The organism is Aeromicrobium sp. SP1, from assembly GCF_055663785.1.
The window spans coordinates 2,684,175-2,706,336 of record NZ_JBQVVK010000001.1; the positions used below are offsets into that span (position 1 = coordinate 2,684,175).

General features: G+C 71.1%; 25 protein-coding genes. 7 read left to right on the forward strand and 18 right to left on the reverse strand.

The annotated features are described in order from the left end of the window. Positions 1 to 11: 11 nt before the first annotated feature. On the forward strand, positions 12 to 839 hold the full coding sequence (locus tag ACT26F_RS13210) for an FkbM family methyltransferase (RefSeq protein WP_471671009.1): 828 nt from the start codon (positions 12 to 14) through the stop codon (positions 837 to 839). A 4-nt stretch (positions 840 to 843) separates the two neighbouring features. Here the strand turns inward: ACT26F_RS13210 and ACT26F_RS13215 are convergent, their stop codons facing one another. The 3 genes from ACT26F_RS13215 to ACT26F_RS13225 all read right to left on the reverse strand — a co-directional run bounded on the left by ACT26F_RS13215 (position 844) and on the right by ACT26F_RS13225 (position 3,833). Beyond that, a complete protein-coding gene (locus ACT26F_RS13215; RefSeq protein WP_471671010.1) occupies positions 844 to 1,410 on the reverse strand; it encodes a hypothetical protein in 567 nt (188 codons plus the stop codon). A 101-nt stretch (positions 1,411 to 1,511) separates the two neighbouring features. Continuing rightward, the gene (locus ACT26F_RS13220; RefSeq protein ID WP_471671011.1) at positions 1,512 to 2,654 is read right to left on the reverse strand and encodes an acyl-CoA dehydrogenase family protein; all 1,143 of its coding nucleotides are present in this window, start codon (positions 2,652 to 2,654) and stop codon (positions 1,512 to 1,514) included. Continuing rightward, entirely contained in the window at positions 2,655 to 3,833 is a 1,179-nt protein-coding gene (locus tag ACT26F_RS13225) for a CaiB/BaiF CoA transferase family protein (RefSeq protein WP_471671012.1), read from the reverse strand. Positions 3,834 to 4,004: 171 nt separating this feature from the next. Here ACT26F_RS13225 and ACT26F_RS13230 point away from each other — a divergent pair, with 171 nt between their 5' ends. Beyond that, positions 4,005 to 4,847, forward strand: a complete 843-nt coding sequence (locus tag ACT26F_RS13230) for an alpha/beta fold hydrolase (protein WP_471671013.1) — start codon at positions 4,005 to 4,007, stop codon at positions 4,845 to 4,847. Positions 4,848 to 4,945: 98 nt separating this feature from the next. On the opposite strand, the gene ACT26F_RS13235 is transcribed toward ACT26F_RS13230, so the two are convergent. From ACT26F_RS13235 to ACT26F_RS13245, 3 genes are read right to left on the reverse strand one after another with little or no spacing between them, the layout of a single operon-like run. After that, a complete protein-coding gene (locus tag ACT26F_RS13235; RefSeq protein WP_471671014.1) occupies positions 4,946 to 5,671 on the reverse strand; it encodes an amino acid ABC transporter ATP-binding protein in 726 nt (241 codons plus the stop codon). Next, entirely contained in the window at positions 5,671 to 6,513 is an 843-nt protein-coding gene (locus ACT26F_RS13240) for an amino acid ABC transporter permease (protein WP_471671015.1), read from the reverse strand. The genes ACT26F_RS13235 and ACT26F_RS13240 overlap by 1 nt, the downstream gene beginning before the upstream one ends. A gap of 10 nt (positions 6,514 to 6,523) precedes the next feature. Beyond that, positions 6,524 to 7,399 (reverse strand): ABC transporter substrate-binding protein, encoded by an 876-nt coding sequence (locus tag ACT26F_RS13245; protein WP_471671016.1) that lies wholly within the window; start codon positions 7,397 to 7,399, stop codon positions 6,524 to 6,526. Between the two features lie 125 nt (positions 7,400 to 7,524). On the opposite strand from ACT26F_RS13245, the gene ACT26F_RS13250 reads away from it, so the two are divergent. Further along, positions 7,525 to 8,202 (forward strand): EcsC family protein, encoded by a 678-nt coding sequence (locus ACT26F_RS13250; RefSeq protein ID WP_471671017.1) that lies wholly within the window; start codon positions 7,525 to 7,527, stop codon positions 8,200 to 8,202. On the opposite strand, the gene ACT26F_RS13255 is transcribed toward ACT26F_RS13250, so the two are convergent. Genes ACT26F_RS13255 through ACT26F_RS13270 form a run of 4 tightly spaced genes read right to left on the reverse strand, consistent with a single transcriptional unit; the run spans position 8,174 to position 13,252 of the window. Then, positions 8,174 to 9,121 carry a hydroxymethylglutaryl-CoA lyase gene (locus ACT26F_RS13255; RefSeq protein WP_471671018.1) on the reverse strand — a complete coding sequence of 316 codons (948 nt, stop codon included), beginning with the start codon at positions 9,119 to 9,121 and terminating at the stop codon, positions 8,174 to 8,176. The genes ACT26F_RS13250 and ACT26F_RS13255 overlap by 29 nt on opposite strands. Next, positions 9,118 to 10,908 (reverse strand): acetyl/propionyl/methylcrotonyl-CoA carboxylase subunit alpha, encoded by a 1,791-nt coding sequence (locus tag ACT26F_RS13260; protein ID WP_471671019.1) that lies wholly within the window; start codon positions 10,906 to 10,908, stop codon positions 9,118 to 9,120. The genes ACT26F_RS13255 and ACT26F_RS13260 overlap by 4 nt, the downstream gene beginning before the upstream one ends. Before the next feature lie 4 nt (positions 10,909 to 10,912). Next, a complete protein-coding gene (locus ACT26F_RS13265) occupies positions 10,913 to 12,445 on the reverse strand; it encodes a carboxyl transferase domain-containing protein (protein WP_471671687.1) in 1,533 nt (510 codons plus the stop codon). Positions 12,446 to 12,460: 15 nt separating this feature from the next. Beyond that, on the reverse strand, positions 12,461 to 13,252 hold the full coding sequence (locus ACT26F_RS13270) for an alpha/beta fold hydrolase (RefSeq protein WP_471671020.1): 792 nt from the start codon (positions 13,250 to 13,252) through the stop codon (positions 12,461 to 12,463). A 64-nt stretch (positions 13,253 to 13,316) separates the two neighbouring features. Between ACT26F_RS13270 and ACT26F_RS13275 the strand changes: the two genes are divergently transcribed. Next, positions 13,317 to 13,874, forward strand: coding sequence for a TetR/AcrR family transcriptional regulator (locus tag ACT26F_RS13275; RefSeq protein WP_471671021.1), 558 nt, complete (start codon positions 13,317 to 13,319; stop codon positions 13,872 to 13,874). On the opposite strand, the gene ACT26F_RS13280 is transcribed toward ACT26F_RS13275, so the two are convergent. From ACT26F_RS13280 to ACT26F_RS13295, 4 genes are all read right to left on the reverse strand, one after another. Further along, positions 13,777 to 14,715, reverse strand: coding sequence for an EamA family transporter (locus ACT26F_RS13280; protein ID WP_471671022.1), 939 nt, complete (start codon positions 14,713 to 14,715; stop codon positions 13,777 to 13,779). The two genes, ACT26F_RS13275 and ACT26F_RS13280, sit on opposite strands and share 98 nt — an antisense overlap. Before the next feature lie 69 nt (positions 14,716 to 14,784). Continuing rightward, on the reverse strand, positions 14,785 to 15,270 hold the full coding sequence (locus ACT26F_RS13285) for an NUDIX hydrolase (protein ID WP_471671023.1): 486 nt from the start codon (positions 15,268 to 15,270) through the stop codon (positions 14,785 to 14,787). Positions 15,271 to 15,297: 27 nt separating this feature from the next. Next, complete coding sequence (locus ACT26F_RS13290; RefSeq protein WP_471671024.1) at positions 15,298 to 16,107, reverse strand: hypothetical protein; 810 nt, start codon at positions 16,105 to 16,107, stop codon at positions 15,298 to 15,300. A 55-nt stretch (positions 16,108 to 16,162) separates the two neighbouring features. Beyond that, entirely contained in the window at positions 16,163 to 17,665 is a 1,503-nt protein-coding gene (locus ACT26F_RS13295; RefSeq protein ID WP_471671025.1) for an MFS transporter, read from the reverse strand. Positions 17,666 to 17,744: 79 nt separating this feature from the next. On the opposite strand from ACT26F_RS13295, the gene ACT26F_RS13300 reads away from it, so the two are divergent. Beyond that, a complete protein-coding gene (locus tag ACT26F_RS13300) occupies positions 17,745 to 18,275 on the forward strand; it encodes a TetR/AcrR family transcriptional regulator (RefSeq protein ID WP_471671026.1) in 531 nt (176 codons plus the stop codon). A 3-nt stretch (positions 18,276 to 18,278) separates the two neighbouring features. Here the strand turns inward: ACT26F_RS13300 and ACT26F_RS13305 are convergent, their stop codons facing one another. The 4 genes from ACT26F_RS13305 to ACT26F_RS13320 are packed head-to-tail and all read right to left on the reverse strand — an operon-like array spanning position 18,279 to position 21,368. Then, the gene (locus ACT26F_RS13305; protein WP_471671027.1) at positions 18,279 to 18,881 is read right to left on the reverse strand and encodes an IMPACT family protein; all 603 of its coding nucleotides are present in this window, start codon (positions 18,879 to 18,881) and stop codon (positions 18,279 to 18,281) included. A gap of 1 nt (position 18,882) precedes the next feature. Next, the gene (locus tag ACT26F_RS13310) at positions 18,883 to 19,647 is read right to left on the reverse strand and encodes a class I SAM-dependent methyltransferase (RefSeq protein ID WP_471671028.1); all 765 of its coding nucleotides are present in this window, start codon (positions 19,645 to 19,647) and stop codon (positions 18,883 to 18,885) included. Between the two features lie 28 nt (positions 19,648 to 19,675). Beyond that, positions 19,676 to 20,482 carry a crotonase/enoyl-CoA hydratase family protein gene (locus ACT26F_RS13315; protein ID WP_471671029.1) on the reverse strand — a complete coding sequence of 269 codons (807 nt, stop codon included), beginning with the start codon at positions 20,480 to 20,482 and terminating at the stop codon, positions 19,676 to 19,678. 4 nt (positions 20,483 to 20,486) lie between these two features. Next, on the reverse strand, positions 20,487 to 21,368 hold the full coding sequence (locus ACT26F_RS13320) for a MerR family transcriptional regulator (RefSeq protein ID WP_471671030.1): 882 nt from the start codon (positions 21,366 to 21,368) through the stop codon (positions 20,487 to 20,489). Positions 21,369 to 21,550: 182 nt separating this feature from the next. Here ACT26F_RS13320 and ACT26F_RS13325 point away from each other — a divergent pair, with 182 nt between their 5' ends. Beyond that, the gene (locus tag ACT26F_RS13325; RefSeq protein WP_471671031.1) at positions 21,551 to 21,841 is read left to right on the forward strand and encodes a WhiB family transcriptional regulator; all 291 of its coding nucleotides are present in this window, start codon (positions 21,551 to 21,553) and stop codon (positions 21,839 to 21,841) included. After that, on the forward strand, positions 21,841 to 22,143 hold the full coding sequence (locus ACT26F_RS13330; protein ID WP_471671032.1) for a DUF4235 domain-containing protein: 303 nt from the start codon (positions 21,841 to 21,843) through the stop codon (positions 22,141 to 22,143). Before ACT26F_RS13325 ends, ACT26F_RS13330 begins: the two co-directional genes overlap by 1 nt. The last annotated feature ends 19 nt before the right edge of the window (positions 22,144 to 22,162 follow it).

Sequence of the window (22,162 nt, forward strand, 5' to 3'; positions counted from 1 at the left end):
GGTGCGGCGCGGTGCTCGACGAACTCAAGCTCTCGGTCAAGGCACTCGGCGGCCGGATCACGCGGACGGTTAATGGAGCGCACGCGCGGGCGATCCTCACCGAGACCCCCGAGGGCCGGTTCCTGGTCGGCGTGGACGACTTCACGATCGGGCGGCGACTGCGGCTCGACGGCCAGTACGGCGCTGACGAGATCGAGCGCATCGCCGGGCTGACGGATCCGGAGTCCCGCGTCCTCGTGGTCGGGGCGCACGTCGGGACGCTGGCCATCCCGCTGGCGCGGCGGACGAGCCGGGTCGACGCGATCGAGGCTTCGCCGCAGACGTTCGAACTGCTGCGCCTCAATGTGCTCCTCAACGCGCTGGAGAACTGCCACCCGCGGCAACTCGCCGCCTCCGATGCGCCGGGGCGGCTCGAGATGCTGCAGGGGACGGTCAACTCCGGTGGCAACAAGCGTGTTCCGGCGAGACTCTCGCACCGCTACACGTTCGACCGGCCGACCCGCGTCGAGGTCGAGGCGAACCGCCTCGACGACGCCTACCCGCACGACTCCTTCGACGTGATCGTCATGGACATCGAGGGGTCGGAGTACTTCGCGTTGCGCGGGATGCCGCGACTGCTCTCCGAGGCCAAGGCCCTCGTCGTCGAGTTCGTCCCCCATCATCTGCGGGACGTCGCGAACATCACCCTGGCCGACTTCCTCGATCCGATCCGACCGCACTTCACGACGATGGAAGTGCCCTCGCTGGGCGTCCGGGTGGACGTCGCGGAGTCGGAACGGGTGCTTGCTCCGATGATGCAGGACGGCCGCTCCGACGACGGCCTGGTGTTCCGGCGCTGAGCGGTCAGGCGACAGCGGGCTCGCGCAAGCGGGCCAGCAGCAGCACGCGGATGTCCTCCGGGCCGAGCGAGAGGGCGTTGCGGACCGGGCCGGGAGCGTCCGGCAGGTCCCCGACGACGATCCCGTCGGGCCCGCACAGCACGACGCCGTCACGGCGATCGGCGAGCGTGCAGGCCAGGATGCGGCCGTCAGCCAAGGAGACGGGCGACGTCGCGGCGGTGATGAGCCGGTCGGCGGCGTCGATGATCGACACGAACTCGAACTCGCGGGAGCCGTCGGCGCGCACGACCTCGACGAGGGCCTCGCCCCAACCGAAGAAGTAGCAGTGCACGGACTCGCCGCGGATCGCCGTCACGTCGTCGGCGGTGGTCTCGTAGAGGCTGAGCGGCGTGATGTCCCCGACGATCGCGAGCACGTCGGCCAGCTCGGGCCACATCGAGCGCCCCGCGGAGTTCGGCCGGACGAGGTCACGGTCGAGGAAGCGGGGTGCGTGCACCGAGGCGGGCCCGAGCGATCCCGGGTTCGGCTCGACGTGGACCTCCGGTTGCGTGGTCGGCCACCAGCTGGGCATCGCACTCATCCTCCCGCGGGCGCATCGTTGCGCCCTTGCACCGATGAGACCTGCCAACCGTCGGGATATGACGTGGTTTCGGCGATCTGTCTCAGCGCACCTCAGACGCCGAGGGATCGACCGACGATCTCCTTCATGATCTCGGTCGTCCCGCCGTAGATCGTCTGGATGCGGGTGTCCAGGTAGGCCTTGCTGATCGCGTACTCGCTCATGTAGCCGTAACCGCCGTGCAGCTGCAGGCACGCGTCGGCGGTCTTCTTCTGCAGCTCGGTCGTCCACCACTTGCCGGCAGCGGCGTCCTCGATCGAGAGCTTGCCCTCGTTGAGCGCCTCGATGCTGCGGTCGACGAAGACCTGGGCGATGCGCTGCTCGGTCTCCAGCTCGGCGAGCGTGAACCGGGAGTTCTGGAACGAGCCGATCGGCTTGCCGAACGCCTTCCGGCTCTTGACGTACTCGAGCGTCATGTCGATCATCTGCCGGCAGGCCGCCGCGGCGACGACCGAGATCGTGAGCCGCTCCTGCGGGAGCTTCTCCATGAGGCAGATGAAGCCGTGGCCCTCCTGGCCGAGCAGGTTCTCCACGGGCACGCGCACGTCGTCGAAGAACAGCTCGGCGGTGTCCTGCGCCTTGAGGCCCATCTTGTCGAGGTTGCGACCGCGCTCGAACCCGGCCATGCCGCGCTCGACGACGATGAGCGAGACGCCCATCGCGCCGGCGTCCGGATCGGTCTTGCACGCGACGATCACGAAGTCGGCGTTGATGCCGTTGCTGATGAAAGTCTTGGCGCCGTTGATGACGTAGTGGTCGCCCTCGCGGACGGCGGTGGTCTTGATGCCTTGCAGGTCCGATCCCGTGCCGGGCTCGGTCATCGCGATCGCGGTGATCATCTCGCCCGTGCAGAACTTCGGCAGCCAGCGCGCCTTCTGCTCGTCGGTGGCGTAGCCGAGCAGGTAGCCCGAGACGAGATCGGTGTGCAGCGCGAAGCCGACGCCGCTCGCGCCGATCCGGGTGAGCTCCTCCTGCAGGATCGCGTTGTAGCGGAAGTCGACGACCCCGCCGCCGCCGTACTCCTCGGGCATCATGAAGCCGAGCAGGCCGAGCGCGCCGGCCTTGGTCCACACCTCGCGCGGGACGATGCCGTCCTTCTCCCACTGCTCGTGGTGCGGCGCGACCTCCTTCTCGAGGAACGTCCGGACGGTGTCGCGGAAGGCGTCGTGCTCAGGCTCGAAAAGCGTGCGTTCCATTCAGATCTCCTCGTTCGCGAGCGCGCCGTGCTGATGAGCCACGGCGCGATCGATCAGGTCGTCGACGTTCTTGATGCCCCACGCGTCCAGGGCCTCGCGGGTGCTGGCACCCGGCAGGTCGGGAGCGCGTCGGATGGTCGTGGGGGTGGCCGAGAAGCGCGGAGCCGGGGCCGGCTGCGTCACGCCGTACTCGCGGACGTAGGTGCCGCGCGCCACGTTGTGCGGGTGGTCGTAGGCGTCGGCGAGCGGCATGACCGGGGCGACGCACGCGTCGGTGCCCGCGAAGAGCTTCGTCCACTCCTCCTGCGTGCGCCGGCCGAACCAGTCCGAGAGCGTCGCGCGCAGGGCGGGCCAGTTCTTCGGGTCGTTGCGGTCGGGCAGGTCACCGAGGCCGACGGACGCGAAGGCCTCCTGCATCGCGTACCAGAACTGCGGCTCGAGGCCGCCGACGCTCATCCAGTAGCCGTCGGACGTCTCGTACACGTCGTAGAAGGGAACGCCGGTGTCGAGCAGGTTGGTGCCACGCTGCGCGGACCATGCGCCGGCCTGCTGCATCGCGACCGTCATCGACAGCAGGTGGGCGACGCCGTCGGTGATCGCCGCGTCGACGACCTGTCCCTCACCCGTGGAGCGAGCGTGCACGAGGGCCGAGAGCACGCCGGCGACGAGGTACAGCGAGCCGCCGCCGAAGTCGCCGAGCAGGTTCAGCGGCACCTGGGGCGGTCCACCGGCCCGACCGATCGGGTCGAGGCCGCCGGCGACCGCGACGTAGTTGATGTCGTGCCCGGCGTGGTCGGCGAGCGGGCCGTCCTGGCCCCAGCCGGTCATGCGGCCGTACACGAGGCGCGGGTTGCGGCGCAGCGCCTCGTCAGGGCCGAGGCCGAGGCGCTCCATGACGCCGGGACGGAAGCCCTCGATCAGCACGTCGGCGCGCTCGACGAGGTCGAGGACGAGGTCGACGCCACCGTCGGCCTTGAGGTCGATCGCGGCGCTCGGGCGGTTGCGGCCGAGGACGTCGCGGTCGGGTGCGACCACCTGGAGGGCGTTGCCACCGGGCCGGTCCACGCGGATCACGTCGGCGCCGAGGTCGGCCAGCAGCATGGCGGCGAACGGGCCCGGTCCGATGCCAACCATCTCGACGACGCGCACCCCGGCGAGGGGTCCTGTGCTCTGGGTCACGCGGCCGATTGTGACAGTTCAACTGTCACGGTGCAACCGGAACGGGCCGCCCGACCGCCTACCGGATGTTCTGTGATTCGGTTCACACCCGCCAGACGATATGGCAGACTCCATGCGACATCGTAAGTGTCACATCGAGCCCCACTCGGTGTGCCGACCCGGGGAGCCCCCATGCTCAGCGAACTCGCCTACACCCGACGCGGCCAGGGTGAGCCGCTCGTCCTGCTGCACGGCATCGGTCACCGGCACGCGGCGTTCGATCCCGTGATCGACGAGCTGGCCCGCAGCTACGACGTCATCGCGGCGGACCTGCCCGGCCTGGGCGACTCGCCCGCGCTGCCGAAGGGGACGGGGTACACGGCCGAGAACGTCGTCCGCGCGCTCGTCGAGAACTTCGAGAAGTGGGGCGTCGAGCGTCCGCACGTCGCGGGCAACTCGCTCGGCGGCCTCGTCTCGATCGCGCTCGCCCAGGACGGCCACGTCCGCTCCGCGACCGGGCTGTCGCCGGCGGGCTACTTCCGTCCGTGGAGCCTGCTGCAGGCCGCGGCCACGCTGCTGCCGCTCAAGCTCGGCTCCTACCTGCCGAAGTGGCTGCTGCGCCAGGTCGCGAACTTCTCGCTCGGCCGGTTCTTCATCGGCGTGTTCCTGTACCACCACCCGGGCCGCTACTCGCCCGACCGCGTCTACGGCGATGCCCTCGCGATGAAGAAGGGCAAGGGCTTCTGGCCGTACTTCTTCGGCTGCATCCCGCTCGGCTTCAAGACGCCGGAGGCCTTCTGCGGCAGCGCGCGCGTGCCGATCACGATCGCGTGGGGCGACAAGGACCTGATCCTGCATCCCTCGCAGGCCAAGCTCGCCGCGAAGAAGATCAGCGGCGTCGAGTTCGTGACGCTCACCGGCTGCGGTCACGTCCCGATGGGCGACTCTCCCGAGCAGGTGATCGCCGCGATCCGCCAGACCACCGCCCGCGCCACCGACGCGGCCCCCGAATCGTCGGCGTCCTCCGTGGCGTGACGGCCTCCGCGGGCGGTGCCGTGGAGGGAGCTGCATCGCCCGTGGAACTCGACGACGGCCCCGCTCTCCCCTCGGAGAGGGCGGGGTCGTCTTCGTGCTCAGCGGCGGTGCCGGGCGAGGAAGTCGGCCGTGCGCGGATCCTGCGGTGCGCTGAACAGCTGCTCGGGCGGCCCCGACTCGACGATGCGGCCCTCGGCGAGGAACACGATCCGGTCCGCGCACTCGCGGGCGAAGTCCATCTCGTGGGTCGCCATGACGATCGTGCGGCCCTCGTCCTTGAGCTCGCGGACGACGTCGAGCACCTCGCCCACGAGCAGCGGATCGAGCGCGGACGTGACCTCGTCGAGCAGCAGCAGCTCGGGGTCCATGGCGACGGCTCGGGCGAGCGCGACGCGCTGTTGCTGGCCGCCGGAGAGTGAGCCCGGGTAGGCCTTCGCCTTCTCGGCCAGTCCGACCCGCTCGAGCAGTCCCAGGGCCCGGCGCTCGGCGTCGGCCCGGCTCAGTCCGCGCACGCGGCGCGGCCCGATCGTCAGATTGCCCAGGACGGTCAGGTGCGGGAACAGGTTGTAGGCCTGGAACACCATCCCGATCCGGGCCCGTGCCTCGTTCTCGTCGATCGCGGGATCCGTGAGCTCGGAGTCACCCAGGAAGATGTCGCCGTCGTCGGTGCGCTCGAGCAGGTCGACGCAGCGCAGCAGCGTGGACTTGCCCGAACCGGACGCACCGATGAGGCACACGACCTCACCGGCCGCGACGTCGAGGTCGATGCCGTCGAGGACGACGTGCTCGCCGAACGCCTTCTGGACCCCCACGATGCGCAGCATCACTGACCTCCCTGCCGGCGCAGCTGGCGGATCGTGAGCCAGTCCGTGAAGCGGGCCAGCGGGATCGTCACCGCGATGAAGAACAGCGCCGCGACGCAGTACGACGTGAAGTTGAACGTGTTCGCCTGGTAGACCTGCGCGGCCCGCAGCGCCTCGACGAGGCCGATCGCCGAGAGCAGGGCGGTGTCCTTCTGCAGGGACACGAAGTCGTTGATGAGCGGCGGCGTCACGTTGCGGACCGCCTGCGGCAGCACGACCCGGAACAGGGTCTGCCGGTACCCGAGCCCGAGCGCGCGGCCGGCCGCCCACTGGGTCGGGTGCACCGAGAGGATCCCGGCCCGCAGCACCTCGGCGACGTAGGCGCCGTAGCTGAGGGTCAGGGCGATCACGCCGAGCCAGAACAGGCTCGTCGGCATCCCGGAGAGCCTCAGGGCCGGGAAGCCGAAGCCGACCAGCAGCACGACGAGCAGGGTCGGCACGCCACGGAACACGTCGGTGTACAGCGCCGCGAGGACCTTGAACGGCGCCATCGCGGGCGAGGGTACGACCCGCACGACCGCGACGAGCAGCGCGAGGGCCAGGACGAGGATCTCGATCGTCACGAACAGCCGGACGTTGAGCCAGAACGCGTCCCAGATCGCCGGGAACGACTCGCGCGCGTGGTACCCGCTGAAGTACGCCTCCTTGACCCGGGGCCAGCCGGCGGCGTGCGTCACGGCCCAGACCAGCAGGCCCAGGACGACGATCGTCGAGACCGTCCCGACCGCCGCGCGACGCTGGGTGCGCCGGCGCCGCCAGGCGTTGCGCTCCTGCTGTCGCGCCGACGGCGCGGGAACGGTCATCGAACGGGGGTCACTTCAGGACGGGAACGTCGGCCGAGGCGGAGAGCCACTTCTCCTCGATCGAGGCGAGGGTGCCGTCGTCGGTCAGCGCGGTGATCGCCTTGTCGACGCACGGGGTCAACTTGCTGTCCTTCTCCAGCAGCAGACCGAACTCCTCCTGCTCGCCACCCTCGTACTGGAACTGCCCGGCGATCGTGGAGTCGTCGATCTCGGCGGCGACCAGGTAGAACGCGGACGGCAGGTCGGCCACGATGCCGTCGACCTGGCCGTTCTTGAGCGCCTCGGCGGCCTTCGTGGTGTCGTCGTAGACCAGCGGGGCGTCCTGCGTGCCGATCTGCTCGATCGCCTTGAGGCTCGTCGTGCCGATCTGGGCGCCGAGCGAGGCGTCCTTGAAGTCGGCCAGGCTCGTGGCGTCGGCGAACTTGCTGTCCTCGAGCACGATGATCGCCTGCGCGGCCGTGTAGTACGGCTTGCTGAAGTCGACGGCCTGCTTGCGCTCGGACGTGATCGAGATCTGGTTGATGTCGAAGTCGAACTTCTTCACGCCCGGCTGGTAGGCGGTGTTGAACGGGACCTTGGTCCAGACGACCTGGTCCTTCGTGAAGCCGAGCTCCTCGGCCACGGCGTACGCGACGGCGGACTCGAAGCCCTCGCCGTTGCTCGGGTCGTTGTCGACGAACCACGGCTCGTAGGCCGGGTCGTCGGTCGCGATCGTGAGCTTGCCGTCGGTGAACAGCGGCAGTTGGTCGACCGCGCACTCGCCGGCGGTCGTGGTGGCATCGGAGGAGGTGTCGTCGGACTCGTCGGCGGGCGCGCACGCGGCGGCGAGGACGAGCAGGACGGCGGCCGGGGCGAGGGCCCAACGGCGCACGGGGGAACGCTTCATGCCGAGAATCCTAGTGGGCGCTCGCCATCGGCCCTGTCGCGCGGCAGGGTTGACGCCCGGGTCCGGCGCCGGGCGGCCGGCGCTTCCAGCGAGCGGACGCGGCAGGGCTCCCTATGCTTGCCCGCATGGACATGAAGGGTCGGTTGGCGAAGGAGGCCGGGACGCGCGTCGTGCCGCACTTCGCGTCCGGCTACGTCCGCACGGTGCTCGACCGGGCCATCGACGGCATCGGCCCGCTCAAGCCCGTCGCCGAGACGGCCGGTGCCAAGCTCGCGGCGCACGGCGGCGATGTCGAGAAGGCCGTCGCCGCCCTCGTCCGCTCGCACACGAGCATGGCCGGCCTGCAGGGATTCGTCACGAACCTCGGCGGCGTGGCCGTCGCGCCCGCCACGATCCCGGCGAACGTCGTCGGCGTGACCCTCGTGCAGTGCCACCTCGTCGCGGGCATCGCGTACCTGCGCGGCTACGACCTCGAGGACCCGCGCGTGCGCAACGCCGTCCTCGCGGTGATGCTCGGCGAGGACACCGTTAAGGCCATGATCAAGTCGCAGCGGCTGCCGTCGTCCCCGATGGCCCTGGCCACGGCGCCGCTCTACGACCCCGTCCTCGACGAGACGATCGCCAAGGAGGTCACGGGCGAGCTCGTCGGCCGCACGATCGGTCGCCGCGCGCTCATGCTCGCGGGCAAGAAGATCCCGCTGCTCGGCGGCGCGGTCGGCGCGGGCGCGGACGGCTTCGGCACGTGGCAGGTCGGACGCTACGCGCAGTCCGAGCTCAAGGACCGTCGGCTCCGCCGCCGCTGAGCGCCCGCACGACGGCCGACGGGCTGGGCCGGCCGAGGATGCCGGCCATCCACGCACTCGTCTCGACGAGGCGGTCGAGGTCGACACCGTGCTCGATCCCGAGCCCCGTGAGCATCCATACGAGATCCTCGGTCGCGAGGTTGCCCGTGGCGCTCTTCGCGTAGGGGCAGCCGCCCAGGCCGCCGGCCGAGGCGTCGAACGTCGTGATCCCACAGCGCAGGGCCGCCAGCGCGTTCGCGAGGGCCTGGCCGTACGTGTCGTGGAAGTGCATCGCGAGCCGGTCGACGCCGACGCCGGCCTGCGCGAAGTCACCCACGAGGCGGGCCACGTGCGCGGCCGTCCCGACGCCGATCGTGTCGCCGAGCGACAGTTCCGTGGCGCCGAGGTCGAGCAGCCGGGAGCCCACGCCCACGACCTGCACCGGATCGACGGCGCCCTCCCACGGATCGCCGAAGCACATCGAGACGTAGGCCCGCACGTCGACGCCGGCCTCGAGCGCGCGCCGCACGACGGGCTCGAACATCGCGAACTGGCCCTCGACGCTGCTGTTGAGGTTCTTCTGCGCGAACGTCTCGGTGGCGCTCGCAAAGATCGCGATGTGCCGGACGCCGGCCTCGAGCGCGCGGTCGAGACCGCGCTCGTTCGGGACCAGGACGGGCAGCGGCACCTCGCCGCCGACGGGCAGGCGATCGACGACCTCGGCGGCGTCGGCAAGCTGGGGAACCCATTTCGGGTGGACGAAGCTCGTGGCCTCGACCACCGGCAGTCCCGCGGCGAGCAGCCGCTCGACGAACTCGACCTTGGCGTCGACCGGGACGAGACCCTTCTCGTTCTGCAGACCGTCGCGGGCGCCGACCTCGTAGATCGTGACCCGCTCGGGCAGGGCCGGGTCGCGCTCGACCATCGGCAGGGTGGTCACGCGTCCGCCTCGACGTGGAACAGCTGGTCGCCCAGCTTCACCTGGGCCCCGATGCCCTTGAGGATCGACGTCACGACGCCCGCATGGGGAGCCACCAGCGCGAGGTGCATCTTCATCGCCTCCACCGCGCCGAGCCGCTGGCCCGCGACGACCTCGTCCCCGACCGTCACGTCGACCGCGATGACGGTGCCGGGCATCGGCGAGACGACCTCGGCATCGCCGGCGTGCGCGACGCGTGGCCGGCGGGTTCCGTCGGGACGTTCGAACGTCCACACCTGACCCGCGAAGGCGACGTGGGCGCGCGTGCCCTCGACCACGTGCGGCACGAACGCCGACAGCGCGGTCGGGACGTCGTGGCGCACGCCCTCGCGGTCGATGACGGGTCGGATCACCGGTGCCGCAGGCCCGGCCGAGCGCCAGCCGTCATCGGTCTGCGGCCACAGCAGTCCCGCGGCGATCCCCGCCTCGACGGCGGAGGCGACCGGGGGCTCCAGCACCTCCGTGGGGGACTCGTCCAACCAGCCGGTGTGCATCCGGCCGGCGCGGAACGTCTCGGAGTCGACGATGCGGGCGAGGAAGCCCGTGTTGGTCGTGACGCCGAAGATCGCGGTCTCGGCGAGCGCCTCCAGCATCGTCTCGATCGCGAGGTCGCGGTCGCCCGCGGACGCGACGACCTTGGCGAGCATGGGGTCGAACGACGAGGAGACCACCGATCCGTCGTCCACGACGGTCTCGACCCGGACGTCGTCGAGTTCGGGCCACCACGCCTCGAGCACCGTGCCGGTCTGCGGGAGGAACCCGGTGTACGGGTCCTCGGCGTAGACCCGGACCTCGATCGCGTGGCCGTGCTCGGCGATCTCGTCCTGCGTCAGCGGCAGGGGCTCGCCCGCGGCGACCGCGAGCTGCCACGCGACGAGGTCGGTTCCGGTGACCTCCTCGGTGACCGGGTGCTCGACCTGCAGGCGCGTGTTCATCTCGAGGAAGAACGCCTCACGGCCCAGGACGAGGTACTCGACGGTGCCGGCGTTGACGTAGCCCACCTCGTGACACAGCGCGACGGCCGAGGCCCGTATCCGCTCGCGGACCGCGGGGTCGAGGTCGGGCGCGGGCGCCTCCTCGACGACCTTCTGGTGGCGGCGCTGGACCGAGCAGTCGCGATCCAGCAGGTGCACGACGTGACCGTGGGTGTCGCCGAAGACCTGCACCTCGACGTGGCGCCCGCCCTCGACGTACTTCTCGATGATGAGGGTGTCGTCGCCGAACGCGGCCGCGGCCTCGCGTGCTGCCGTGTCGATCGCGGCGGCGAGGCCCGCGGGCTCGCGCACGACGTGCATGCCCTTGCCGCCGCCACCGGCCGCGGCCTTGACGAGCACGGGGTAGGCGTCGGCGGGCACGGCGTCGGGCTCGAACCGCGGGGTGACGGGGACCCCGGCGCGCTCGGCGACCTCGCGGGCCCGGTCCTTGCGTCCCATCAGCTCGATGACGTCGGCGGTCGGGCCGATGAACACGAGTCCCGCCTCGGTGACCGACCGCGCGAACGCGGCGTTCTCGGACAGGAAGCCGTAGCCCGGGTGGATCGCCTCGGCGCCCAGTTCGAGGGCGGCAGCGATGATCGCGTCGCCGTCGAGGTAGGACGGCACCGGGACGGCGTCGAGCGCGAGCGTGAGGTGGCCGGTGTCGCCGGGCGTGTGCACGGCGAAGCCGTCGATCCCGAGCTCACCGCACGCCCGCAGGACGCGGGCGGCGATCTCACCTCGGTTGGCGACGAGGAGGCTGCTGATGGTCATCTGATCACATCCGGAAGACGCCGAAGCTCGGCTCGGGAACGGGGGCGTGCGACGCGGCCTGCAGGCCGAGCGCGAGGACGCGGCGGGTGTCGACCGGGTCGATGATCCCGTCGTCCCACAGCCGGGCGGTCGAGTAGTACGGCGAACCCTGCTCCTCGTACCGCTCACGGATCGGGGCCTTGAACGCCTCGACCTGCTCGTCGGTCTCGAGGTCGGAGCGCACCGTCGCAAGCACCGACGCGGCCTGCTCGCCGCCCATCACCGAGATCCGCGCGTTGGGCCACATCCACAGGAACCGGGGGTCGTAGGCGCGCCCGCACATGCCGTAGTTGCCGGCGCCGAACGAGCCGCCGATGACGACCGTGAACTTCGGCACGACGCTCGAGGCCACCGCCGTCACGAGTTTGGCGCCGTCCTTCGCGATGCCGCCGTGCTCGTACTGGCGGCCCACCATGAACCCGGTGATGTTCTGCAGGAAGACCAGCGGGATGCCGCGCTGGTTCGCCAGCTCGATGAAGTGCGCTCCCTTGAGCGCCGACTCGCTGAACAGGATGCCGTTGTTCGCGATGATCGCGACGGGCCAGCCGTCGATGTGGGCGAATCCGCACACGAGCGTCTCGCCGTAGAGCGGCTTGAACTCGTGCAGCCGCGAGTCGTCGACGATCCGGGCGATCACCTCACGCACGTCGTACGGGGTGCGCGAGTCGACCGGGACGACGTCGTTGAGCTCGTCGGGGTCCTCGCGCGGCGGCAGCGGGTCGCGGCGGGTGATCGTCGGGACGTCCGGCCGGGCGAAGGTGTCGACGATGGAGCGCACGAGCAGGAGCGCGTGGTCGTCGTCCTCGGCGAGGTGGTCGACGACGCCGGAGACCTTGGCGTGGACGTCGCCGCCGCCGAGCTCCTCGGCCGTGACGACCTCGCCGGTCGCCGCCTTCACGAGGGGTGGTCCGCCGAGGAAGATCGTGCCCTGGTCACGCACGATGACCGTCTCGTCGCTCATCGCCGGGACGTAGGCGCCGCCGGCCGTGCACGAGCCCATCACGGCGGCGACCTGGCCGATGCCGCGCGCCGACAGGTTGGCCTGGTTGAAGAAGATCCGGCCGAAGTGCTCGCGGTCGGGGAAGACCTCGTCCTGCATCGGCAGGAAGGCGCCGCCGGAATCGACGAGGTACAGGCACGGCAGGCGGTTCTCCGCGGCGATCGCCTGGGCGCGCAGGTGCTTCTTGACCGTCATCGGGTAGTACGTGCCGCCCTTGACGGTGGCGTCGTTCGCGACGATCACGCAGTCCCGGCCGGAGACCCGGCCGATGCCGGTGATGATGCCCGCGCTCGGCACGGCGAACGGGTCGTCCCCGTAGAGGCCGTATCCGGCGAGGGCGCCGATCTCGAGGAACGGCGAGCCGGGGTCGAGCAGCCGGTCGACGCGGTCGCGCGGCAGCAGCTTGCCGCGGGAGACGTGGCGCTCGCGCGCCTTCTCGGAGCCGCCGAGGCGTGCGGTGGCCGTGCGTTCGCGCAACTGCGCCACGAGCTCTCTCATGTCCACGGCGTCAGGTTAACACTCATTAACCTCGCGCACGAGCGAGAGCCAGTCGGCCAGCAGTGCCCCGACGGCGTCGGGCCGGTCCAGATGGACGTTGTGGCCCGCGCCGTCGAGCACCGCATAGGTCGCCCGCGAGTAGTGGTCGAGCAGGGTCAGCTGGTCGCGGTACCCCACGACGTGGTCCTGTCGCCCCGTCACGATCGCGGTCGGCCGGTCGAACGTCGGGGCACCGGACTCGGGTGGCCGAGGGAGCGCGTAGTCCGCCTCGATCACGCCCTGACCCGCCGCGTCGCCCGAGCGCAGACCGGGCCACACGAACTCGAGGAACGCGTCGGCCGTCGCGCGGGTCTGGACCACCGCGATGTCGGCGAAGGCGTCCCCGGCCCGGCCCAGCGAGGCCACGAGCCGATCGTCCTGCGTCAGCACGGTGCGCGGGGGCAGGTCGCGCTCGGCCGCCGCGGAGTGGACGACCGGGGCGATCAGCGCGAGGCCGACCACGCGGTCGCGGAGGTCGTGGGCGATCTGGCGGGCCACCAGCCCGCCGAACGAGCTGCCGACCAGCGCGAACGGCTCGTCGCCCAGTCGCGCGGCGATCTCGTCCTCGACGGCCGCGACGACCGCGGACGCCCCGTCGACGGACCCGAGCGGCGACCGGCCGTGCGCCGGCAGGTCGAGGTAGAGGCGCCGCCACGCACCGTCGTCGGCGGCGAAGACCTCGTCGAAGGGCAGCAGCAGTCGATGGTCGACCGCGAAGCCGTGGATCAGGACGACGGGAGTTCCGGTACCGCGCTCCAGGACGTGCACGTCACGACACTAGGGCGCTCGGACGGAGTTAACGAGTGCTAACCGTCGCCGGTACGCTCGAGCCATGACCGGCCGCCGCGACCAGATCCTCGACACCGCCGCCGGACTGTTCGCCGAGCGCGGCTACCACGGGGTGTCCGTCAACGACATCGGCGAGGCGTGCGGGATCTCCGGTCCGGCGCTCTACAAGCATTTCGCGGGCAAGGAGGACCTGCTCGCCCAGTCGCTGACCTCGATCAGCGAGCGCCTGCTCGACGAGGGTCGCCGGCGCCGCGCGGACGCCCCCGACCCCACGGCCGCGCTCGACGCGCTGATCGCGTGGCACGTCGAGTTCGCGCTGACCCACCCGGCGCTCATCGTGATCCAGGACCGCGAGTGGCCGAACCTGCCCGAGCGGGCCCAGCAGACCGTCCGCGAGCTGCAGCTGGCCTACATCGACGAGTGGGTCACGACCCTGCGCGACCTGCGGCCCGGCATCGACCGGGCCACCGCACGCGCCGCCGTGCAGGCCACGTTCGGCCTGCTCAACTCGACGCCGAGGTCCGCCCGGATCGGGACGGCGGGAATGGCTCGCCTGCTGGCGCAGATGGCGCGGGCGGCGCTGATGTCGCCCGGCGCGTGAGCGTCGCGATCGCCACGCCGGCCATCATCACGGCCCCGCCGAGCCACTCGAGCGGACTCGGCACCTCACCGAGCGCCAGCCAGGCGGCCAGCACGCCCACGGGCGGCACGAGCAGGATGTAGGGCACGACGCTGGCCGCGGGGTGCTTGGCCATCAGGCCGTTGAAGATCGTGTAGCCGACGAGCGACGAGAGCACGACGGTGTAGAGCGTGCTGACCCACGCCTCCCAGCCGAACCGGCCGAACGCGGCGGACATCTCGGCCGGCCCGTCGACGAGCAGCGAGACCGCGAGGCACGGCAGCGGCACCCACAGCGCCGACCACACGACGAGCGAGAGCCCCGACGTGACCTTCGCCGCGCGGACGATGACGTTGCCGACGGCCCACGACAGCGCGGCCGCGACGGTGACGAGCAGCGGCACGATCGGGGCGTCGGCGTGAAAGCCCCAGCCGACGATCGCGAGTCCCGCCGTGCCGATCGCGGCACCGGCCAGCTGGCGGGAGGAGGCCCGCTCACCGAGCGCGCCCCACGCGATGAGGATCGTGAAGATGACCTGTGCCTGCAGCACGAGCGCCGCGAGGCCCGCCGGCATCCCGATCGCCATCGCGAGGTACAGCAGGCCGAACTGGCCGAAGCTCATGAACAGCCCGACTCCGGCCACGATGTGCCACGGTGCCTGCGGCCTCGGCACGAACAGCACGAGCGGGAACGCGACCAGCACGAACCGGATCGCGAGGAACAGGAACGGCGGCACGTCCGCCAGGCCGACGTGGATCGCGACGAAGTTGCAGCCCCAGATCACCGCGACGAGTACGGCCAGAAGACTGTCGCGGCGGGTCACCCGACCCATCCTCCCAGCCCTGCTCGCACGGCACCGCCCCGCGGGCCGCCAAGCTCCGTCGACTTCCCGTCAGCGCGGCAGCGAGATGACCGCGGGCACGGGTGCGCCGGTCCGCAGCAGGTCGAGCAGGTCGAGTTCGTGCGGGACAACCGGGTCGGGCAGGTCGTCGAGGCGGTACCAGCCCATCGCCGCGGCCTTGTCGGCCTCCCGCAGTGCGGGCTCGCCGACCCAGCGCGTGGCCTCGAAGAAGACGTCGACGCGCTGCTCGACGGGAGGGCCGGAGCGCTCGAACCGGTGCATCGTCGTGAGCGGGCGCAGGTCGACGGGATCGATCGTGACGCCCGACTCCTCGAACGCCTCCCGCACGGCCGCCTCGTGCACGGACTCGCCGGGATCGACGTGTCCGGCCAGTACGGCCCAGAATCCGTCGCGGTAGCCGGTGCCGGCCCGCTGCTGCATCAGCACCTCGTCCCCGCGGCGCAGCACGACGTAGGCCGCGGCGACGAGCAGCGTCCGCTCGCCCGCATGGTCGTTCTCGGGGTAGCGCTCGGTCACGTCGCCAGTCTCGCAGGTCGGCGGCCGTCAGAGCCGGCAGTGGTCGGCGTAGAACTCGTCGAGGGACGCGTGCACCGCCTCGGGCAGGTCGAGCGTGAAGTAGGCCTCGGGCACGTCGGCCGTGCGGACGCGGGCGCCGAAGCGCGAGCCCACCTTGTCCTCGGCCGCGATGTGCGGGTCGCAGCGACCCATGACGACGTCGAGGTGGACGTGCTGCGGCGTGTCCAGCGGCAGTTCGACCTCGGTGGGCGTGCGCGGCCCGAAGGCGAACTTGAGCGTCGGTGCGAGACCGAGCAGCACGACGTCGTCGCGCTTCCCGGTCGGCGTGAGGGTCACGTCGGCGGTCCACGTGTCGCCGTCGACGCTCGGCGTGCCGACCGTCATCGTGGTCGCCTCGGCGAAGGACCGCTCGCCACAGTCGCCGTCGACGAGACTCCCGAGCACGTCGTAGGGATCGGACACGTCGAGGCGCGAGCGGCGCTCCTGCCCGGCGTACCGGTACGTGACCTCGGCGGTCGTCGCGAGCTCCTCGCCGTCCGGACACGTGCCCGGTGCCGGGGTGACGTCGATGCCCGTCCCGTAGCCGGCGTCGACGGTCTCGGCACCCTTCCACGTGAACGGCTCGGACAGCCGGTTGGACGTCAGCCGCATCGACTCGAGGGTCACGGGGTGCCGCGCGTCGTTCGCGAAGGCCACCGCGATGTCGCGCGTGAGCCGCTTGCCGCGGTACTGCATGATGCTCGCGGTCAGCCCGTCGGGCGCGTCCGTCTCCTGCGGCGCCGACGAGCAGCCGCCGAGCACGAGGAGCGCCCCGACGACCGCGACCTGGACCCGCATGCGGGCCAGCCTAGGTGGCTCTGACGCCTTCCCACGAGAGCAGCGAGGCTCGCGATCAGCCGCGGCTCAGGGTGCGGCGGGACACCCAGGCGGCGCCGGCGGCGATGAAGATGGCCGCGCCGGCGGTCAGCTGGACGCCGAGGTCGAAGGCGCTCGCGGCCGAACCGTGCATCCACGCCTCGACAGGCTCGGAGAAGCGCTCGGCGAACTGCAGGGTGCTGCCGAGGGTCTCGAACGCGTTCTCGCTGTCGCCGTAGCGGGCCACCGCCGGGACGGTCAGGTGGGACCGGAAGGTCGCGGTCAGCACGGTGCCGAGCACGGCCGTGCCCAGCACGGCGCCGATCTCGTACGCCGTCTCCGAGATCGCCGAGGCGGCACCGGCCTTCTGCGCCGGGACGCTCGACAGGATGAGGTCGTTCGTGATCGTCTCGGCCAGGCCGATGCCGATGCCGAGCACCGTGAACGCCACCGCCACCGAGACAACCGTCGGATGGCCGGTGAACGCCGCGATCGCGTAGCCCGTCGACGAGAGCAGGAAGCTCAACGGGACGAGCGTGCGGGCGGGGATCCGCTCGACGAGTCGTACGGCCGCGAAGCCCGCGACCATGGTCGCGACCAGTCCGGGCACCAGCACGAGCGCCGACTCCAGCGGCGACAGACCGAGCACGAGCTGCAGCAGCTGCGCGGCGAAGTAGAGGAAGCCGGCCAGGCCCATGAGGCTCAGCGCGTTCGCGACGAGCGCGCCGCTGAAGACCGGGTTCCGGAACAGCGCGAGGTCGAGCAGTGGCGAGGCGGCGTACCGCTGGCGGCGGACGAACAGCCAGCCGGCGCCGATCCCCAGCGCCGCGGCGGCGAGGGTCGTGTCGTCGACACCCGCGGTCGCCCCGTGCTTGATCGCGAAGACCAGCGGCACCATCGCCAGCAGGGACAGGGCGATCGAGGGCACGTCGACGGGACCGGGCTGCGGATCGCGCGACTCGGGCACGACGGCGAGCGCCGCCGGCACGAACAGGACGATGAGCGGCACGTTGATGAGGAACACCGAGCCCCACCAGAAGTGCTCGAGCAGGTAGCCGCCCAGCACGGGACCGAGGACGGCGCCGCCGGAGAACATGGCCGCCCACGTCGCGATCGCGAGCCGGCGGTCGCGGTCGTTGTCGAAGATGTTGCGGATCAGCGAGAGCGTCGAGGGCATGAGCGTCGCGCCGAAGAAGCCGAGCAGACCGCGCGCCGCGATCAGCATCTCGGGCGACGTGCTGAAGGCGGCCACCGCGGAGGCGACACCGAAGCCGACAGCACCGAGGACCAGGAGGCGGCGGCGGCCGACGCGGTCGCCGATGCTGCCCATCGCGATGAGCAGGCCCGCGAGCATGAGCGCGTAGAGGTCGACGATCCACAGCAGCTGGTTGCCGGTCGGTCGCAGTTCGCGGCTGATCTCGGGCAGCGCGAAGGACAGCACGGTGTTGTCCACCGACACCAGCAGGACGGGCAGCATGAGGACCGCCAGCGCGGTCCACTCGCGCCGCCCGGCGCGCGTGGGGGAGATGAACGTGGTCATCATTCAACTATACCGTCCAGACGGTACAGTCCCAACCGATCTCCGCCGTCCCGACTGTGGCGTTCACTACAGTGGGCGCATGCCGAGTGCCCCCGACGAGCCCAGCACCCGGGACAAGGTGCTGGACGCCTTCGAGCGACTCCTGGTCAGTGAGGGCAGCCGCGCGGCGACACTCGACGCCGTCGCTGCCGCGGCCGGTGTCTCCAAGGGCGGCCTGCTCTACCATTTCCACAGCAAGGACGCCCTCGTCGAGGCCATGGTCGAGCGCCTGCGCGGGCTGGCCGCCGCCGACGTCGAGAAGATGCGCGCCGCGCCCCAGGGACCGGTCGACTTCTACCTCGAGACCTCGGTCGACTCCGGCAGCGACTTCGACCGCGGTCTGATCGCCGCCGCCCGCATCGCCCAGGAGAACGACCACCGCGCCGGTGAGGCGCTCGCCGACATCCGCGAGGGCTGGTTCCACGTGCTGCGCGAGCACCTCGGCGACGACGCGCTCGCCCGCACGATCCAGCTGATCGGCGACGGCCTGTACTTCGACGACACCTCGGGCTTCAGCGATCCCGCGGCACTCGGGCACGTCCGCGAGGTCCTCGCGCGCCTCGGCCTGTGACGCTCAGGCGTCCCGCCAGACTGGATCGAGCTCGCTGACGTCGAGGCGGTCGAGCACGCCCGGATCCCGATGGGCGACCGTGAGGACCACCTGCTCGGCGCCGTACTCGACGTCGAGGACGTCGGCGTCCCGGCGGAGCCGGTGCTCCAGCGCACCGACCTCGGTGACCGGCGCCGTGACCCGCGCGCACTGCCACAGGACGCGTTCGCGCGTTCCCGCCGCGTCGAGCGCCGCCGCCGTCGCGTCGCCGTAAGCCCGCACCAGACCGCCCGTGCCGAGCAGCGTGCCGCCGAACCAGCGCGTGACGACGACCGCGACATCGCTCACCCCGCGGCCCGTGACGACCTCGAGCATGGGCCGGCCCGCGGTCCCCGAGGGCTCGCCGTCGTCGTTGCTGCGCCGCAGCGACCCGTTTGGCCCGATCACGAAGGCCGTGCAGTGGTGCCGCGCGTCGTGGTGGCGGGCCCGGACCTGCGCGACGACGTCACGCGCCGCGGGCTCGTCCTCGACCCGTCGGACCTCGGCCAGGAATCGCGACCTCAGCACGACGACCTCGGCCTCGGCGCCTTCCCCGAGCGGCCGGTCGATCGTGCGGTAGGTCGCCACCTCAGCTGGTCTTGCGCAGTTCCAGGAAGATCGAGGGACCGAAGTCGTTCTTCGCGAGCGGCTTCTGCAGGACGCGCTCGACGCCGACCATGACCGACTTGGGCAGCGCCTTCTTGAGCTTCTGGCTGCGCAGGTTGGAGACCGAGAGCTTGCCCTGCAGCGTCAGGCCCGCGTCCGCCAACTGCTGCACGACGGTGTCGATGTTGTGGTTGACGAAGGCGATCGCGTCGGGCTCGTCGGCGGCCACGGTGCGGATGCTGACGGGCTCCTTCGGCAGCGCCTTGCCGGCCTTCTTGAACGCCCGGCGGTTCTTGAAGTGGCCGTAGTTCGCCACCTCGATGATCGCGGTGCCGCCCGGCGCGAGGACCCGGGCGATCTCGGCGAACTCCGCCGTCGGCTCGGGGATGTGGTGCATGACGCGCACCATCGTGACGAGGTCGAGCTCGCCGTCGGCGAACTGCAGGTCGTCGGCCTGCTGCCGCTGCTTGATGACGTCGGTGCCGGCGAGGAAATCCTCGGCGGCGTCGAGCTGGGTCTGGCTCGGCTCGGCCAGGGTCACTCGATCGGCGTACTCGCGCAGCAGCAGGGCGAGCCGGCCGAAGCCGCCACCCACGTCCGCGGCCTTCGCGAAATGACGGCCCTTCAGCAGCCGGCGGATCGCGACCTGTTCGGCGGCGTTCTCGTAGTCACGGTTGTTCCAGTACTGCGTGTAGTCGTACCCACGGTCGTACTGGTCGGCGACCTTCTTGCGCTTTTCCTCGCTCACCTGCGAAACCCTAACAATGCGGGGCGAACTAGCGCCCGAAGGAGCGGGGCCCGAACTCGGGCTCGGTCTTGTTCGCGCCGGCCTTGCGCGCGATCGCGGTGTTCGGCGACTTGAACATCGCCGCCTGCAGGCGACGCTCGAGCCGGAACGCCCGGCGCGGGCTGGCGCGTCGGGTCTCGTTCAGCAGCTTCTTCGACGCGGCGACCGAGTCGGGCGAGCGGGCGACGAGCTGGTCGACCAGCTCGAGCGCGGGCTTGAGCGGATCCTCGGCGACGCCCGAGGCGATGCCGTACTCGACGGCCTGCTCGCCGGAGAAGACCTCGCCGGTCATGACGAGCCGCTTGGCCAGGTCGGCGCCGACCAGCTCGGACAGCGCCACCGTGCCGCTCATGTCGGGGACGAGGCCCCACTTGGCCTCGAGGACCGACCACTGGCAGTCGGGGGTCGTGAACCGGAAGTCGGCCGCGAGGGCCAGCTGGATGCCGCCACCGAACACGTGACCGCGCGTCACGGCGATCACGGGCACCGACAGCTCGCGCCACGCCCACAGCGGCTGCTGGAACCGGTTCGTGCCCTTCAGCGGGTTCGGCAGGAAGTACCGCGCGACCCGCTTCTTGTCGGTCATGACCTGACCGAAGTCGAGTCCGGCGCAGAACGACGGACCGCGGCCCTCGAGCAGGACGGCCCGCACGCCGGGGTCGGCCTCGATGCGGTCGGCGGCCTCGACGAGCCCGTCGAGCAGGTCGAACGTGATGCCGTTCAACTTGTCGGGACGGTTGAGCCAGACGTGGGCGACGGGGCCCTCGATCTCGGTGACGACGTGCGGTTCGGCCATGCCCTCAGGGTAGTTCCTCGCCGAGCGCGGCCTGCACGTGCTCGACCGCCTCGCCGAGCGTGCGTGACGTGACGAGGCCCACGGGCCAGGCCGGCCCGCCGAGCAGCAGCCGGGTCCGGCCACCCACCTCGACGATGCGCTGCAGGTCCGCGGCACCGGGCGTCACGACCGAGGACCACAGGAACACGACCGCGGGCGACGTCGTCTCGACGAACGCCTCGAGGGCGTCCAGCGGCAGCCGCGAGCCCAGCTCGGTCGAGGCGATCCCGACCTCGGCAAGAGCCGCGCCGAGGGCGACGACCGGGAGCTTGTGCTGCTCGTCCTCCGTCGTCGCGAGGACGACGCTCGAGCGCATCGCGACCGGGTGCCGGTGCGCCGACGCGCGCAGCGCCTCGAGGACCCGGGCACTCACGAGGTGCTCGGCCGCGACACTGAGCCGGCCGTCCTCCCACTGCTCGCCGACCTCGATGAGGGCCGGAGCGATCGTAGAGTCCCATGCCTCGACGAGGCCGAGCCGGTCGATCGACTCCTCGGCGACGGCCTGGACCTTGGGTCCGTCGAAGTCCACGGCGCCCTTCAGGATCTCGACGATCGCGTACTCGCGCGACGACGCGCGCAGGCCCTCCGATCCCGAGGCGATGACGGCCGCGAGCTCGTGCGGTGGCATCCGCATGACATGCTCCGCGGCCTCCCGGGCCGGGACGCCGTCAGCGATGAACCTGGCCATCGTGGCGACCCGGTCGGCATCGACGATCGTGTACCGGCGATGGCCGCCGACGGTGCGATAGGTGGGACCGATGCCGTAGCGCCGTTCCCACGTCCGCAACGTGGGTGCGGCGATCCCGAGCAACTTCGACAGCGCCCCCACCGTCCACCGCCCCTGCATGCCGACCACCCTAGAACTTGTTCACCCTGCTCGCCGTCTGAACAAGTTCAGGCGGGGTGAATGGGGGATGAACTTATTCAAAGTGCTTGCATCGTGAATAAGTTGGGTAGTACGGTCGAACTACTTACCGGGTTGAGCATCACAGCCCGTGTCGGTCCGCACCCTTGGGGAAGGGGCAGCACATGGTCAACATCAAGCGACTTCCGTCGCCGATTCTTGAGTCCTACGAGTGGCAGTGGGAGGGCGCCTGCATGGGCGCCGATTCCTCGGTCTTCTTCTCACCCGAAGCCGAACGAGGCATGAAGCGCCACCGCCGCGAGGAGTCGGCGAAGGCAGTCTGTGCCACCTGCCCGGTCATCGAGCGCTGCCGCGAGCACGCTCTCGCCGTCCAGGAGCCGTACGGCGTCTGGGGCGGCCTCACGGAGGCCGAGCGCACGGAGATCCTGGCCCGCCGCGCGTCGGCCGCGAGTTGATGGGCGGCACGAAGACCGCGCCTGCCAGCACCTCGGCGAAGATTCTGTACAAGCCGGTCGCTCTCGTCACGTCGATCATCGCCGGGCTCATTGCCACCGCGGTGTTCAAGCAGGTGTGGAAACGCGCCAGCCCGAACTCCGAGGGTGACCCGCCGTCGCCCACGCAGTCGGAGTTCCCGTTCAAGGAGATCCTGCTCGCCGCGGTGATCCAGGGCGCGATCTTCGCCGGCGTCCGGGCGATCATCGAACGGCAGGGCGCTCGCGCCTTCGCCAGGGCCACCGGCGAGTGGCCCGGCGACTGAGCACTCGTCTCACTGCGCG

What these genes read in the sequence shown, in the direction of transcription:
- ACT26F_RS13215 (WP_471671010.1), bottom strand. Translation starts at nt 1,410, where the DNA reads ATGCCCAGCTGGTGGCCGACCACGCAACCGGAGGTCCACGTCGAGCCG.
- ACT26F_RS13220 (WP_471671011.1), bottom strand. Translation starts at nt 2,654, where the DNA reads ATGGAACGCACGCTTTTCGAGCCTGAGCACGACGCCTTCCGCGACACC.
- ACT26F_RS13230 (WP_471671013.1), top strand. Translation starts at nt 4,005, where the DNA reads ATGCTCAGCGAACTCGCCTACACCCGACGCGGCCAGGGTGAGCCGCTC.
- ACT26F_RS13235 (WP_471671014.1), bottom strand. Translation starts at nt 5,671, where the DNA reads ATGCTGCGCATCGTGGGGGTCCAGAAGGCGTTCGGCGAGCACGTCGTC.
- ACT26F_RS13240 (WP_471671015.1), bottom strand. Translation starts at nt 6,513, where the DNA reads ATGACCGTTCCCGCGCCGTCGGCGCGACAGCAGGAGCGCAACGCCTGG.
- ACT26F_RS13245 (WP_471671016.1), bottom strand. Translation starts at nt 7,399, where the DNA reads ATGAAGCGTTCCCCCGTGCGCCGTTGGGCCCTCGCCCCGGCCGCCGTC.
- ACT26F_RS13250 (WP_471671017.1), top strand. Translation starts at nt 7,525, where the DNA reads ATGGACATGAAGGGTCGGTTGGCGAAGGAGGCCGGGACGCGCGTCGTG.
- ACT26F_RS13260 (WP_471671019.1), bottom strand. Translation starts at nt 10,908, where the DNA reads ATGACCATCAGCAGCCTCCTCGTCGCCAACCGAGGTGAGATCGCCGCC.
- ACT26F_RS13265 (WP_471671687.1), bottom strand. Translation starts at nt 12,445, where the DNA reads ATGAGAGAGCTCGTGGCGCAGTTGCGCGAACGCACGGCCACCGCACGC.
- ACT26F_RS13275 (WP_471671021.1), top strand. Translation starts at nt 13,317, where the DNA reads ATGACCGGCCGCCGCGACCAGATCCTCGACACCGCCGCCGGACTGTTC.
- ACT26F_RS13290 (WP_471671024.1), bottom strand. Translation starts at nt 16,107, where the DNA reads ATGCGGGTCCAGGTCGCGGTCGTCGGGGCGCTCCTCGTGCTCGGCGGC.
- ACT26F_RS13295 (WP_471671025.1), bottom strand. Translation starts at nt 17,665, where the DNA reads ATGACCACGTTCATCTCCCCCACGCGCGCCGGGCGGCGCGAGTGGACC.
- ACT26F_RS13300 (WP_471671026.1), top strand. Translation starts at nt 17,745, where the DNA reads ATGCCGAGTGCCCCCGACGAGCCCAGCACCCGGGACAAGGTGCTGGAC.
- ACT26F_RS13315 (WP_471671029.1), bottom strand. Translation starts at nt 20,482, where the DNA reads ATGGCCGAACCGCACGTCGTCACCGAGATCGAGGGCCCCGTCGCCCAC.
- ACT26F_RS13320 (WP_471671030.1), bottom strand. Translation starts at nt 21,368, where the DNA reads ATGCAGGGGCGGTGGACGGTGGGGGCGCTGTCGAAGTTGCTCGGGATC.
- ACT26F_RS13325 (WP_471671031.1), top strand. Translation starts at nt 21,551, where the DNA reads ATGGTCAACATCAAGCGACTTCCGTCGCCGATTCTTGAGTCCTACGAG.
- ACT26F_RS13330 (WP_471671032.1), top strand. Translation starts at nt 21,841, where the DNA reads ATGGGCGGCACGAAGACCGCGCCTGCCAGCACCTCGGCGAAGATTCTG.